Below are 13803 nucleotides of genomic sequence, written 5' to 3'. Positions count from 1 at the left end.
CCTTGATTAAATAATTCAATTGCTTTTCTTTTAAATTCATAACTATATCTCATGAAAATACCCCCTTTACTGGTTGTCCAGTAAAGGGGGTACATATCACATGTGGCTGCCTTTTTTGCCGTTGTTTAACGTAGAAAGTGAGACGGTATTTACTACCTGTATTTATAATAACATAAGGTATGGGCATAAAATGCCACATAGTATTGATGCCAATTCTTAGTTCTTTATTTTGGTTTTTATATTACATTGGATGCTGTATTTTCTAAAAGATTTATCAAAATAACTCATAATTTTGATGAAAAATTAGTATATATGAGTCGATAGTGAGGGATAGCTTATATAGTGGGTTCCTTCAGTGAGAACTACTATAAATTGTATGTTTTGACAAAATTATATGAATTTTAAACCCACAAAAAGACCAAAATCTGATATAATAATAGTATCAAAAACAACTACGCGAATGCGTAGTTTTCTTATTTTATGTTTGGCGTAGGTAGTCCCATGAGTGTAGTAAAGCCCTTATTATGGCTATTAGAACCGTATATCGTATATAAAGCCTATTTGTGGGCCCTCCGCTTTATAGCACATCCAGTGACGTGGGAAGGCGAAATAGATTTGTTCTCCTTGACCTTAACGATGCTGCTCATTCTTGATGCGGTGGCGTTACCATTGGTCATTTTATATTGCCCTAGCTTAAACCCTGGTAAGCGACTTCCTAATTGGATTCATCGTTTAGGTACGCCTATCTACATCGTTCACAATTGGCTAGATGGCAAGGTTGGCGGCGGTACATCTACGCCGATTGTATGGTTACGGAAAACCTTACATTCCCTATTGTTATTTATCTATTTGCTAATCCCGCTCTACGTAGGCGGTCATCTCGTGATGGGTCTCGTAGTGGCTCTCATGTATGATGTCCTCGTGTGGGCACATGGAGGTGTGTGATGGCGACCTGCGATTGGCCTACGACTCCTTTGTATCAGGCCTATCACGATCATGAGTGGGGGCGGCCTATTCATGATGATAGGCTTCAATTTGAACATCTTTGTCTTGAAAGCCTCCAATGTGGCCTTAGCTGGCTTACGATTTTAAATAAACGCGACATTATTCGAGGCTGCTTTGATAACTTTGATATTGAGGCAGTCTCTTCTTATGGTGAAAGCGACATCGACAGGATTATGCAGACTGAGGGGATGCTCAGGTCTCGTCCTAAAATTGAAGCAATTATAAACAATGCTTCCGCTTTTAAGCGTATTCAATCTGAATTTGGTTCGTTTTGCAATTATATTTGGGCTTTCACAAATAACAAGACTATTATCTATGACAAGCATCCTGAAGGGCAGGTGCCCGCTAAGAATGGTCTATCTACACGCATTAGCAAAGACCTAAAGAAACGGGGCTTCAAGTTTGTTGGACCTGTTACCATTTATTCGCATCTCCAAGCTAGTGGCCTTATCAACGATCATGGTAAAGACTGCCCTTGTTTTGAGGAAATCAATATAACTGCAGATGTTATCCGACTACCTGTGGATGGTGAAAATTAATATAGTTCTTATTATTCTGTATTTAGCGTTATATTTCTTTACTTGTTTTTCAATGTCTGTTGTAACGTATTCATATAATGATTAGTTAACAATAGTTTTTATACATGATTCATTTTACAAAGTTGAATTTGTGTTAAACCGCACTTTAAGGTGTACACTATAGTTGATGGAAAGATAGCGTTCCATCATATGTCGGCCCGCTTTATATACAAACACATATATTCTCTCTCTCCAAAGCGGGTCTCTCATATACTTCTCTCTCAAAGCTATAAACACGACATAAAGCCTCTATCCTTTACTGGATAGGGGCTTTTTGCTATATATCGGAATGTTAGACTGTTATACATATAATTAAAAGCTTTTGGATATATACCTTTACGACTCTGTAATGTATTACTTATGTATTACTTATATATTACTTATATTTTAGCTTTGTATTATAAGTTAGCGATACTTTATGATTCGATTGTATATCATAATAAATTGATTTATATCGATGTAGTTGGTATACTGATGATGAAATAAGCAATTACTTTCACAATTTAGAAAGGGAAATATATGATTGGTTTGGGCACGGCCATTAACATTGGCCTTATCATAGCCGGTAGCTTGTGTGGCCTCGCATTTGGTCGGTTTATGAAAGAAAATTTGAAACAGACGCTCATGATGGTGAGCGGCATTATCGTACTCCTCCTTGGGATGAGCGGCGCTATGCAGTATATGCTCGTTATCGTGAACGGCACGCTGCAAACGACGGGGCCTATGCTCATGATTATTAGCATGGTGGCAGGCGCTGTAATTGGCGAGCTTATCGACCTTAACCGTTGGATTACTGTTTTTGGTGACTGGGTGAAAGCAAAAACTGGTAACACTGGTGATTCGCAGTTTACGCACGCTTTTATTACAGCGTCCCTTACGTTTACCGTGGGGGCCATGGGCGTGCTAGGCTCTATTCAAGACGGCTTGACGGGTAACTATCAAACGCTATTGTTGAAAGGCATCCTCGACGGCGTCATCGTTATGGTTATGGTGTCCTCTATGGGCAAGGGCGCATTGTTCTCCTTTATTCCTGTGGGGATTACCCAATGGATTATTACAGCTATGGCTCACATCGCTGCGCCTCTAATGACGCCGAGTGCTATCGATAACCTGTCCTACGTGGGATCTATTCTGATCTTCTGTGTCGGTATTGACCTCATCTGGCCTGGTAAAATCCGTATTGCTAACCTATTGCCAGCCATCTTTGTGGCCATGGGCTTAACATTCTTGCTGTAAATCGTACTATAAATAGCATTATAAGAAACCTATATTCTCTAAACCTTTATATGTACCTTGTACATGAGAAGGTGGAGGATATAGGTCTTTTTATTTTCTGAAATTATTTTGTAATAAAATAACTTATGATATTTCTCCACTCAATCAAGTTAATGATATTTCTCCACTCAATTAAGTTAAATGATATAGATCCTTACGTTCCGAAATAGGTGACCAATAGAGTCACTGCCAAAGTAGGATTTGACTGGTATTACCTAGAAATCTTTTACCAAAACTAATAGCAGAATAATTTTAATTTCCCATATGACTGTTATTCAGGTAGATATTATTGTATTATACCTGTTTAGCAGGTATAATTAAAGGAGAGATTCTATGATTATCGGATTTAAGGATAAAGAAACAGAAAAAGTTTATTGCCAAAGCTTTTCTAAACGATTTTCTCCGTTTATACAACGTTTAGCACTACGTAAATTAATGATGCTTGATAATGCTGAATCATTACAAGATTTACGTTGGCCACCGGGGAACCGATTGGAATTGCTCCAAGGAGATCGATTTGGTCAGTATAGTTTGCGGATTAATAGCCAGTACAGACTATGTTTTAAAGTAAAAGATATTAATAGCTTTTATGATGTAGAAATTGTTGATTATCATTGATAGCGAGGGGATTTTTGTGGAAAAGTTTATTCCTACACCTACCATTAGTGAAATATTGAAGGAAGAATTTATGGAGCCTTTAGGGTTATCTGCGTATAGATTAGCTAAGGATATACATGTGCCTGTCTCACGAATCCAAGAAATTCTGAATGGTACACGGTCTATTTCTGCAGATACATCTTTGCGTCTGGCAAAATATTTTGGCGTTTCAGAAGGTTATTTTTTACGCTTGCAGATGGATGTTGATTTACGAACTGCAAAACTTAGTACAGGTATGGATGACGCGCTAGCATCTATTGAGCATTGTAAAGCATTAGAACCTGTGGACTGCCAATAAAATATTGATAATTTTCGATATATTTGGTACACTTAATTTATAAATATGTGGTTATAACATTATGTATTACTATAAGGAGACGCTATGTTATTCGTTGAATATCCTAAATGCACAACATGCAAAAAAGCAAAGAAATTCTTAGATGATCATAATATTAAATACACAGATCGTGATATTAAAGCTGAAAATCCTACTGCAGAAGAAATTGCTGCTTGGTATCCACAATCTGGCAAAGATTTGAAAGCATTCTTTAATACGTCTGGTATGATTTATCGTGAACAACAATTGAAGGATAAATTGCCAAACCTTAGTGAAGAAGAAAAACTAGCTTTATTAGCATCCAATGGTATGCTTGTAAAACGTCCTATCTTGGTTCTTAAAGACAAAGTACTCGTTGGCTTTAAAGAAGCAGAATGGATTGAGGCGTTGAAGCTCTAATTTCATATCAGTAACCGAAAGAACAGGTCCCTAAAAGCCTCCAAAGCGAGCTAAGTCGTTTTTAGGGACCTGTTCTTTCTACATCTAATAAAGAAATAAGAGCTATCAACTAATACCTCTTAGTATTAAGTCATTTTTAGAGATAGGGGCTTTTCTTTTTATATGAAATTAGCATCTTCAACTAAGACCTATTGGAGAGCCGCGAAAGCGAGCTAAGTCGTTTTTAGGGACCTGTTCTTTTTACATCCTTTTCCTATTCTGTAATGGAAATGCAGTTCTTTATTATTTATCGAAAAAATTAATTTGTATATAGTTTGTATGTTTTGTATAATATTTACATTGTAGATATACCCCTATGGGTACATAGAGTTTAAATTATATTAGATGCAAAGCATTTTAAATTACCTTAGGTACAAAGTGTTTTAAATTACTTTAGGCACAGATCGTTTCAAATTGCTTAAGGTATAAAGAGTTTTGAATTATTATTGTGTTGTTTTGTGTTTTATTTCCGGAGTAAGTAAGGCCGGTTCTAGTGTATAGAGAGGTCTATATGAAGTTTTTACAGTCTTTATCAGTGCAGGTGTCGTTATTCACACAAGGTGCTATTTTAGCATTAGGCGTTGTATTTATTCTTTTGGATGTGATTACAGAGTCATTAAATCCCGTTATAGATTTGGCGTGGGTAACGGTTCTAGTTTGTGGTTTACCACTATTTATTAACAGTGTTCAAAGTATTTGGGAGCGTTTAGAGATCCATGCTAATTTTCTCATTGTAGTGGCCATGGTGGCGCTCATTTCCATTGGCGATTATCATACGGCGGCCTATGTGGGGCTTATCGTACAGGCTGGTTTCTTCTTAGAGCAGCTTATTACGGGTGAGTCACATTACACTGTAGATGATGATATGCTTCCTATGATGCCATCTCAACTGGTGGCATTGCGTCAAGGTATCAACAACTACTCATCGGTTATTGTTGTGGCCGTGTTGTTATTGTCTATGGGTTCCTTTGCATTAACACAGGATTTCATACATACTGTAACCTTGTTATTGGTACTATGCCCATGTTCCTTGGAGCTTATTTTAGTAGCGCTCATGATGGGCTCCCTTGTGGATGACGCATCTCCTGTATCAGAGCTTTCAAAAGTAACAAAGCAGTCTCATTTAGGTCTACTCATCGTGTCTATTGTATTCCACGTTGCTATCATTGGTGCTGGTGTACTTGGTTTCATCGATCCTGTTACGGCCGTTGCACTGCATGGTTTGGCGCGACTTGGTCTCGTGTATAATTTGAAAGTGCTTAACAGTTCTTTGTGTGTAGCATAGAATTTAGTGAAGTATATATTTTTAGACATAATAAAATCCCCTAGTAACCATGTGTTACTAGGGGATTTTTTGCGTTCATACAACAGCTAGTTGTAGATTATTCTTTTGCTTGGGATTTGTCACCAAGTGTGAGAAGTAGGAATACGATAGCGAGGATACATGCACCAACGAGGGCTACGAAGCCGCCATCCCAACCATAAAGGTCAACCATGAGACCCATGAACGCACCAGCACCAGCGGAACCGATGAGGTAACCAAGAAGGCCTGTAAGACCAGTAGCGCCACCTGTTGCTACACGTGGTACCATGTCTGCTGCTTGAAGGCCAATCATCATAACAGGACCGTAGATGAGGAAGCCAATAGCGATAAGTGCTAAGTTATCGATAAGGATGTTGCCTGCTGGGTTGAACCAGTAAACAAGGATCGCCAAGATAACGAATAGCATGAAGCAGATTGTAGCTGGAGCACGACGGCCGCGGAATACGCGGTCACTCAAATAGCCGCTTACGAGCATGCCTGGAATACCAGCCCATTCGTACAAGAAGTAAGCCCAACGGGAACCTTCTTTTGTAAAGCCTTTCACAGCAGTTAAATAGGTAGGAGCCCAGCTTACTACGCCGTAACGGATGAAGTATACAAAGATATTCGCAATTGCAAGATACCATAAGTATTTGTTATGCAAAATATATTTGTAGAAGATTTCTTTGAAAGTAGTTTTGTTTTCATCACTTACTTCAGCTGCTACTGGTTCGTGCTTGTATTCTTCGATAGGTGGCAAGCCACAGGATTGAGGTGTATCTTTCAACAAGAAGAATGTAACCACAGCCAACACGATAGAAATAAGAGCAGGGAAGAAGAAAATACTATGCCATGTACCAAATAGATAGATACCTAACGTAGCAAGAGGTGCGATAATACCGCCACCAAGATTGTGGGATACGTTCCACCAAGACCACCAAGCACCGCGTTCAGAACGGGAGAACCAAGTTACCATATTTTTCGCATATGGAGGATAGCCCATACCTTGGAACCAACCATTTAAGAAGGCGAGCACGCACATGATAGGAATACTGCTTAAAACACCAGGTAAGGTGCCGAATAATAACATAACTAAAGCACTGAGCAATAGACCTACTGTGGAGAAGTATTTTGGGTTAGAGCGGTCAGACGCATTACCCATGACAAATTTACTTATGCCGTACGCTACGGATAAGAGGGTCATGACAATACCAAGATCCGCTTTAGTGTAGCCGTACTCAGCAATCATGTACGGAACAGCCAAACTAAAGTTTTGGCGGATCAAATAGAATGTAGCATAACCAATAAAAGTACCTGCAAAGACTTCTTTGCGAAGACGTTTGTAGGTGGAATCGATTTGCCCCTCTGGTAATCGTTCAATATGAGGAGCTGGAGAGAAAATCGACATCATCTCACATCCTTTCTACAAAATGCCATTGTAATCATACCATGTATGACTAAAAGTCGACTATGTTTTATTTTTAATTATGATAAATTGCTATTTTAGTGCACCATTATGGGCTTAGCGCATAGGTTGTAGAACATTAAAATATCTTCTATTTAAAAATCCATCTGATTATCTAGATACATGAATGATTGCTCGTGCGTTTGTGTAATAGACCAATGCAAGAATTATATAATGTCATTAAATCCAGTGTTTATCTGTGTTTTGAGTTATATATGAATATTTGTACATATTTTGTTGTTGACACCAATATACCCATAGGGGTATAAAATAATCATAGGGTATACCCCCATAGGTATATGAGGTTTCACAGGAGGTACGTATGGAACGGTGGAGCAAAGTAGCAGAGTGGTTCGATTTAAATCGGGAAAAGATCACATTAGTAGCCGGTGGTATCGGTGTAGTATTTAGTTTATTAGGCATTCGTTTAGGTCTACCATTCGATTGGGCTTGGTTTACAATTGTATTGTGTGGGTTGCCTATCGTGTGGGGTGCAGCGGTTGCCATGTATGAAGAGTTTGACGTAAAGGCGGACCTTCTCGTATCTTTGGCGCTTATCGCAGCGGTAGCTATCGGTGAAGTATTTGCGGCCGCAGAAATTGCTTTCATCATGCAACTCGGTGCGATGCTAGAAGAGTTCACAGTGTCTAAAGCACAAGCGGGTATCGAACGTCTCGTTAAATTGACACCTACTACAGCACGTATCGTTCGTCATGGTAAGGAAGAGGTGTTGCCTGCAGATATTGTAACAGTAGGCGATGTGATCCGCGTGTTACCAGGCGAGGTAATCCCTGTAGATGGCACGATTTTGACTGGTGATACGGCTATTGACCAATCCGTTATGACTGGCGAGTCTATGCCAGTAGATAAAACGATTGGCGATGAAGTGTTCTCTGGTACGGTGAACCAATTTGGCGCTTTCGATATGACGGCTACTAAAGAGGGCGAAGACAGCTCTATTCAACGAATGATTAAGCTCGTTAAGTCTACAGACCCAGGCAATGCGAAAATCGTTAGCCTCGCTGACCGTTGGGCCACATGGATTGTTGTGATTGCGCTCTTGGCAGCGGTTGGTACCTATGTGGTGACTGGCGAAATCATCCGTGCCGTAACTATCCTCGTTGTATTCTGTCCTTGTGCTCTTGTATTGGCTACGCCAGCAGCAATTATGGCGGCTATTTCTAATGCTAGCCAACATGGCTTCCTCGTGCGCCGTGGCAACATTATGGAACGGCTGGCAAAGGTTGATACAATGACCTTTGATAAAACAGGCACGTTGACCTATGGTACGCCTGAGGTGACTGCCGTTGAAACAGTGGGTACTATGTCTAATGATGAATTGTATCGCTTGGTGGCCTCTGTAGAGACTAAATCCGAGCATCCATTGGGCAAGGCGATTGTGAATGGTTTTACATCTCGTCATGGTGAAAGCTTCAATTCCGTAAACTCTTTCCACATGGTACCTGGTAAAGGTTTGGAAGCCACTGTAGATGCTAAATCTGTGTTGGCTGGTAACGAAGCGATGATGATTTTGTCTAACGTGTCTATTTCTGATTCTGTGAAAGATGCTGTTTATGAACATTTAAACCGTGGTGCGTCTATCGTATATGTTGCCGTTGATGGTGTATTAGCAGGTTATGTGGCTTTGGCCGACCGTGTTCGCCGTGAAAGCCGTGCCGTAGTAGAGTCTTTGAACGATCTTCATGTCATGCCTGTTCTTTTAACAGGTGACCATGGTACAACAGCTAAAACCATTGGTAAACGCTCGAATATTCCTAATGTTATCGCTGATTGCTTACCAGAAGACAAGATGGATACTGTGGCTCAATTGCAACAAGAAGGCAACATTGTTGCCATGGTAGGCGATGGTGTAAACGATGCGCCAGCTCTTAAAAAGTCTGATGTAGGAATCGCCATGGGCGGTGTGGGCAGCGACATTGCTGTAGAAGCAGCAGATATCGTTCTTGTAAACGATAATGTGAAGGAAATTCCTCACTTAGTGGCATTGTCTAAACGTATGATGACTACCATTAAAATTAATCTTTCCTTCTCCTTACTTTTGAATTTCGTAGCTATCATCTTGGCTATGATTGGTACATTATCCCCAGTTTGGGGTGCCCTCGTTCATAACGGTGGTAGCCTCCTCGTAGTAGCAAACTCTGCATTACTTTTACGCTGGGCTTATAAATCTAATCACGTAGTAGAGGATGACCATTCCGTACTCGTGAAAGCGGCACGCAAACGTGTATTTGAAGGGTAATTAAAATTCATCTACTGATTTGATTGATAAGGCTTCATGAGCTAAAATGTAATATAATCAATAAAATAGCGCTATCTATTCCGATAGACACTCAATTAGAGCTGTAGGATAGATAGCGCTTTTGTGTTATATATTAATTGTGAATATATTTATATACGTACGTGAATATATTGATTTTATAGTCTCAATTAATCAATATAGGTTACAGGATAGCCTTTTGCTTCGATTTCGCGGCGGTTAAGACCGTTTGGTAAGTCTGGATAGCCAAATGCAAGGCTAGCATATACTTTTTCACCTTCTTTAAGGCCTAGTTCACGCATTTTAGCTTGGATGCGCTCATTGTCTTGGAGGTGACGGATTTGGTTTACCCAGCAGCTGCCAAGGTCGAGTTCATTGCAAGCAAGCATCATATTTTGCATAGCACAAGACACATCAGCAAAGTTGTTTGCATAGCTTGCTTGGCTTGCTAATACGATGAGAGCCGGTGCACCATAGTTAAATACAAACTTACCTTCTGCGGACATTTTAATGATATTCACCATGTAAGGTAATGTATTTTCTGTAATCGGCATTTTGCCGTATTCCTCTTGAACGAGTGTTACTAGCTCTTTGAGCACATCTTGGTTCGTAATGACCATAAAATGTGTCAATTGTGTATTACCACCAGATGGGGCACGGCGGCCAGCATCGAGGACTTGATCAATAAGTTCTCGAGATAATTGATCAGCTTTAAATTTACGCGTACTATGACGTGTTTTGATACATTCTAAGGTGTTCATATAGTCCTCCTATTATTAATCCGCTTTATATAGAATTGCTTTTATTATACTACATAACATAAATCTAGAAAGAAATTTAGAATGAGATTTAGAAAGCTCTCTAGAAGGGATATGCTAAAGAGATACACTTTGCATATACTATGTAATCATATTAAGTAAATTGACAAAATTAGATATAAACCTTACAATAATAATTGTATAAAATTATATTTTTAACCCTTTATTTCATGACATATTTGTATGCATATACATCTTACAATTTAAGATCTAAACAGCTGAGTATATAAAAGGAGAATATTATGAGTTTACATGGTATCGCTAAAGGGAAATCCTTCGAAAAGACTATTGAAATGTTAAAGAATGCAGAGCTTAATGGTGCAAATCAGTATTTCTTGATGTATTTTTTAGCTAAAGAACTTGGTTATGATGAAATTGCTGATGCAATCTATAAAAATGCTGCAGAAGATGCAGCACATGGCGGAATTTATAGCCATTTATTAGGGGAAGGTCCTGCTACAAAGGAAGACTTCATTAAGATGGTCATTAATTTCTACAAGGCTGAAGCGTCTGCAGATACTATCCTTGCGAAATTAGCTGATGAAGTTCGCAATTCTAATGAAGAGGGCGCTCATAAAATTGCTGAATTAATTGAGCATTCTATTCCAGAAGAAGTAGATCATGCTAAACGTCTTGAAGAAGCCATGTCCGCATGTGGTATTGAATTCTAATATAAAAAATTTTTATTAATAGGTTTACAGTTTCATGGTGTGATTTCTACCCATAAATTCTATAGATGCACTCATTTTTTTAATAAAAAAGAAAAAATATATTAATTAATTGACAAATTAAAAAAAATATGAACAAAGTAGGGTTTTTACGTTGACTGTTTACTGTAAAATTGTGTACAATTAATTGAAGATTATTGTGTGCGTATGGAGGTAGAATATGGCGGAAATTGGCGTACTCGAAGGTTACAAACATAAAGAAGAAGTACCTGATGATGAGTACATGAAACTAGAAAATCAATTGAGCTTCCCACTTTATGTAGTGGCGAAGGAGATTGTTAATGCATACCGCAGTCACTTAGATCCGTTAAATTTGACATATACTCAATACATCGTAATGATGGCATTGTGGCAATATGGTGATTTGTCTGTTAAAGAATTAGGCCAAGTATTGCGCCTTGATTCTGGTACATTAACACCACTTTTAAAGAAATTAGAAGCAAAAGCATTCTTAAAGCGTAAACGCAGCCGCCAAGATGAACGCGTAGTAATGGTAACTCTTACTGATACAGGTAAAGCATTACGTGATGAAGCAGTTCATATACCACGTCGCTTGTCTGAAGCTGCAGGCCCGATTTTTGATGTTGAAGAAACACGTCAAATGCGTATGTTGCTTAACAAATTGTTAGAAGCAATCGATAACGCTAATGCTAGAACAGCAGAGAAGCTTAAGCGCTAATGTAGCGTACTCTAGTAAGATCTCATATGCATACATTCTGTAATTTAATATATCTAATATTTTCATAAAATGTGATATACTATACATATAACGTATTGTACTGAGGTCATGTGAAAGTATGACCTGTCGTGAGATGCCGTAAAGGCAAAAAGGAGAGCATTATGAATAAAAATTTATTAGGCGCATTTGTATTAGCCGGTACATTATTAGTTGGTGGTGTTGCTAATGCAGCAAACTGGAATGGTTTAGCTAACTATCCAGAGGTTCCAAACAGTGCAAATGGTTCTGAAACATACTTCTTTGATAAAGCATCCCAATTCAGTGGTATCGATAGTAGCCGTAACTATGTATTCGGTATTAATGTAATTAACATGCATAACAACCAATATGGTGAAGCTACATTGTTCAAATATATTGTTCATCCAAGCTTGCATACTGTATATCGTTTCTCTCCAGATGGTCAAGCATACCAAATCACTCCTGGTTCTAATGAATACAATATGTTCTTGGCTGCTTGGAAAGAAGTATACGGTACTGACTTCTCTTTCCCAGCTTTATAATTTGATGGCGCAAGCCGTAATAATTACATAACTATTGCTGGTGAAAGCTCCTTGGGGCTTTCACCAGTGTTGTTTATGGAGGTTTCCTATGTCTAAATCTGAATTTGCTCAAGCTTATACGGAGCGCATGTTCCCTGATATTGCGGCCCCTGCAGGTTATATTGACCCTGAGTTTGAAGTTTTATTTGATAATTTTGCATTTGATGAAGTTATCACCGAAGAGGGTCGTAATGTGCCTGCCAAGGATCGATTCTTGGCTATCCTTGCTACATTAGTAGGGGCATCTGCTGTTGATGAATATGCGTTGATGCTACCGGCAGCACTTAACTTTGGCTTGATTCCCGATGAAGTAATCGAGCTTATTTATCAAGCTGTGCCATATCTAGGCATAGGTCGTGTGCGTCCATTCTTTAAGGTCACAAATAAGATTTTTGACTATCGCGGGGAAACTGTTGTAGATCCGTCTCGTAGTACAATTACTAGTGAATCTCGCCTTGAAAAGGGCGTAGAAAAACAGGTTGAAATCTTTGGTGAGTCTATCCGTAATTCTTACCAAGAAGGTCCTGAAGAGACACGCCACATTAATAAGTGGCTTGCTAATATGTTTGGTGACTACTACACTCGCAAAGGCTTGAGTGTGGCTCATCGCGAAATGATTACCTTCTGTTTCCTGGCAGCTCAAGGTGGATGTGAACCTCAATTAAAGGCTCACGTAGAAGGCAACTTGAACGTAGGCAATAGTAAACAATATTTGATTAACATCGCATCTCAATGCGTGCCGTACATCGGCTATCCACGCACCTTGAATGCCCTTCGCTGCATTCAAGACGGCTACACCGCATGGGAAGCTAAACAATAAAGGAGTTCTATGTTATTTTCTGGTATTAGTTTAACGATGATTTTAGCGTCTATACCAGCGCTTATCATCGCGGCTGCAGGACATGAATTTGCTCATGCTAAGGTAGCTGATATGCTCGGTGATTCTACGCCGCGCTCTATGGGGCGATTAACATTGAATCCCGTGGCACATCTTGATTTAATTGGCTCTATAGCCTTCCTTGTTGGTGGATTTGGTTGGGCTAAGCCAGTAATGGTTAATCCATCTAATTTCCGTGATCCTCGTACGGATTCTACTTTAGTTTCTATTGCGGGACCAGCATCTAATGTGTTGATGGCCTTTTTGGGGTATTTAGCCCTTCGTTTTCTTGAAAGTTATGGCTTGTTGACGAATGAATCATTAGAATTAATACTGACATTGATTGTCGTATATAATATCAATTTTGCTATTCTTAATATGATGCCAATACCACCACTAGATGGCAGTCGTATTATTACAAGTCTATTGCCTGGGAGCTGGCAATTTACGTTGGAACGTTTAAGTTTTGTAAGTTTGATTTTGCTCATCTTAGTACTTAATACACCAATTGCTAGTAAGATTTTCATTCCATTACAACAAACTATTTTGCAGTTGTTTGAGCGTATCGTAAGCGTTATTTTGTAAGTGCTATACTGTAAGGACTTTAGTCCATCTTCCTCACTATATTAAAAAGTATCGATATAATTCGATAAGTATGATATACTAGAGATAGAAATCGTAAATTTTCGATATATTAGTATTGTAGTATATCGTATATAAAGCAGTGCTACATACTATATAATGAAGTACTTAATACTATAAGTAT

15 protein-coding genes are annotated in these 13803 nt (G+C 38.9%); 13 read left to right on the top strand and 2 right to left on the bottom strand.

The window, feature by feature from the left end; translation table 11 throughout:
• The first annotated feature begins 501 nt into the window (after positions 1–501).
• The 7 genes from KH109_RS08945 (at position 502) to KH109_RS08915 (ending at position 5575) form a co-directional block, all read left to right on the top strand.
• The gene (locus KH109_RS08945) at positions 502–945 is read left to right on the top strand and encodes a hypothetical protein (RefSeq protein ID WP_105086083.1); all 444 of its coding nucleotides are present in this window, start codon (positions 502–504) and stop codon (positions 943–945) included.
• Complete coding sequence (locus KH109_RS08940; protein WP_295218852.1) at positions 945–1544, top strand: DNA-3-methyladenine glycosylase I; 600 nt, start codon at positions 945–947, stop codon at positions 1542–1544. The genes KH109_RS08945 and KH109_RS08940 overlap by 1 nt, the downstream gene beginning before the upstream one ends.
• Positions 1545–2102: 558 nt before the next feature.
• A complete protein-coding gene (locus KH109_RS08935; protein ID WP_295218848.1) occupies positions 2103–2819 on the top strand; it encodes a DUF554 domain-containing protein in 717 nt (238 codons plus the stop codon).
• Between the two features lie 372 nt (positions 2820–3191).
• The gene (locus tag KH109_RS08930; RefSeq protein WP_295218845.1) at positions 3192–3476 is read left to right on the top strand and encodes a type II toxin-antitoxin system RelE/ParE family toxin; all 285 of its coding nucleotides are present in this window, start codon (positions 3192–3194) and stop codon (positions 3474–3476) included.
• Between the two features lie 16 nt (positions 3477–3492).
• Positions 3493–3813, top strand: coding sequence for a HigA family addiction module antitoxin (locus KH109_RS08925; RefSeq protein ID WP_295218841.1), 321 nt, complete (start codon positions 3493–3495; stop codon positions 3811–3813).
• An 84-nt stretch (positions 3814–3897) separates the two neighbouring features.
• On the top strand, positions 3898–4251 hold the full coding sequence (locus tag KH109_RS08920) for a Spx/MgsR family RNA polymerase-binding regulatory protein (protein WP_295218836.1): 354 nt from the start codon (positions 3898–3900) through the stop codon (positions 4249–4251).
• Positions 4252–4801: 550 nt separating this feature from the next.
• Complete coding sequence (locus KH109_RS08915; protein WP_295218831.1) at positions 4802–5575, top strand: hypothetical protein; 774 nt, start codon at positions 4802–4804, stop codon at positions 5573–5575.
• A 97-nt stretch (positions 5576–5672) separates the two neighbouring features.
• Here the strand turns inward: KH109_RS08915 and pgtP are convergent, their stop codons facing one another.
• Entirely contained in the window at positions 5673–7001 is a 1329-nt protein-coding gene (gene pgtP / locus KH109_RS08910) for a phosphoglycerate transporter protein PgtP (protein WP_363158880.1), read from the bottom strand.
• 379 nt (positions 7002–7380) lie between these two features.
• On the opposite strand from pgtP, the gene KH109_RS08905 reads away from it, so the two are divergent.
• Positions 7381–9318 (top strand): cation-translocating P-type ATPase, encoded by a 1938-nt coding sequence (locus tag KH109_RS08905; RefSeq protein WP_295218823.1) that lies wholly within the window; start codon positions 7381–7383, stop codon positions 9316–9318.
• Between the two features lie 188 nt (positions 9319–9506).
• Here the strand turns inward: KH109_RS08905 and KH109_RS08900 are convergent, their stop codons facing one another.
• A complete protein-coding gene (locus KH109_RS08900) occupies positions 9507–10097 on the bottom strand; it encodes a nitroreductase (RefSeq protein ID WP_287514664.1) in 591 nt (196 codons plus the stop codon).
• Between the two features lie 299 nt (positions 10098–10396).
• Between KH109_RS08900 and KH109_RS08895 the strand changes: the two genes are divergently transcribed.
• The 5 genes from KH109_RS08895 (at position 10397) to KH109_RS08875 (ending at position 13622) form a co-directional block, all read left to right on the top strand.
• Positions 10397–10825 carry a hypothetical protein gene (locus KH109_RS08895; protein ID WP_295218818.1) on the top strand — a complete coding sequence of 143 codons (429 nt, stop codon included), beginning with the start codon at positions 10397–10399 and terminating at the stop codon, positions 10823–10825.
• 217 nt (positions 10826–11042) lie between these two features.
• Positions 11043–11561 (top strand): MarR family transcriptional regulator, encoded by a 519-nt coding sequence (locus KH109_RS08890; protein ID WP_295218815.1) that lies wholly within the window; start codon positions 11043–11045, stop codon positions 11559–11561.
• A gap of 161 nt (positions 11562–11722) precedes the next feature.
• The gene (locus KH109_RS08885; protein ID WP_295218812.1) at positions 11723–12121 is read left to right on the top strand and encodes a hypothetical protein; all 399 of its coding nucleotides are present in this window, start codon (positions 11723–11725) and stop codon (positions 12119–12121) included.
• A gap of 88 nt (positions 12122–12209) precedes the next feature.
• Positions 12210–12980, top strand: a complete 771-nt coding sequence (locus tag KH109_RS08880) for a carboxymuconolactone decarboxylase family protein (protein WP_295218809.1) — start codon at positions 12210–12212, stop codon at positions 12978–12980.
• Between the two features lie 9 nt (positions 12981–12989).
• The gene (locus KH109_RS08875; RefSeq protein ID WP_295206156.1) at positions 12990–13622 is read left to right on the top strand and encodes a site-2 protease family protein; all 633 of its coding nucleotides are present in this window, start codon (positions 12990–12992) and stop codon (positions 13620–13622) included.
• Positions 13623–13803: the final 181 nt, after the last annotated feature.

Source organism: Veillonella sp., from assembly GCF_018381775.1.
Lineage (GTDB): Bacteria > Bacillota > Negativicutes > Veillonellales > Veillonellaceae > Veillonella.
This window is presented reverse-complemented; position numbering and strand designations above follow the sequence as displayed.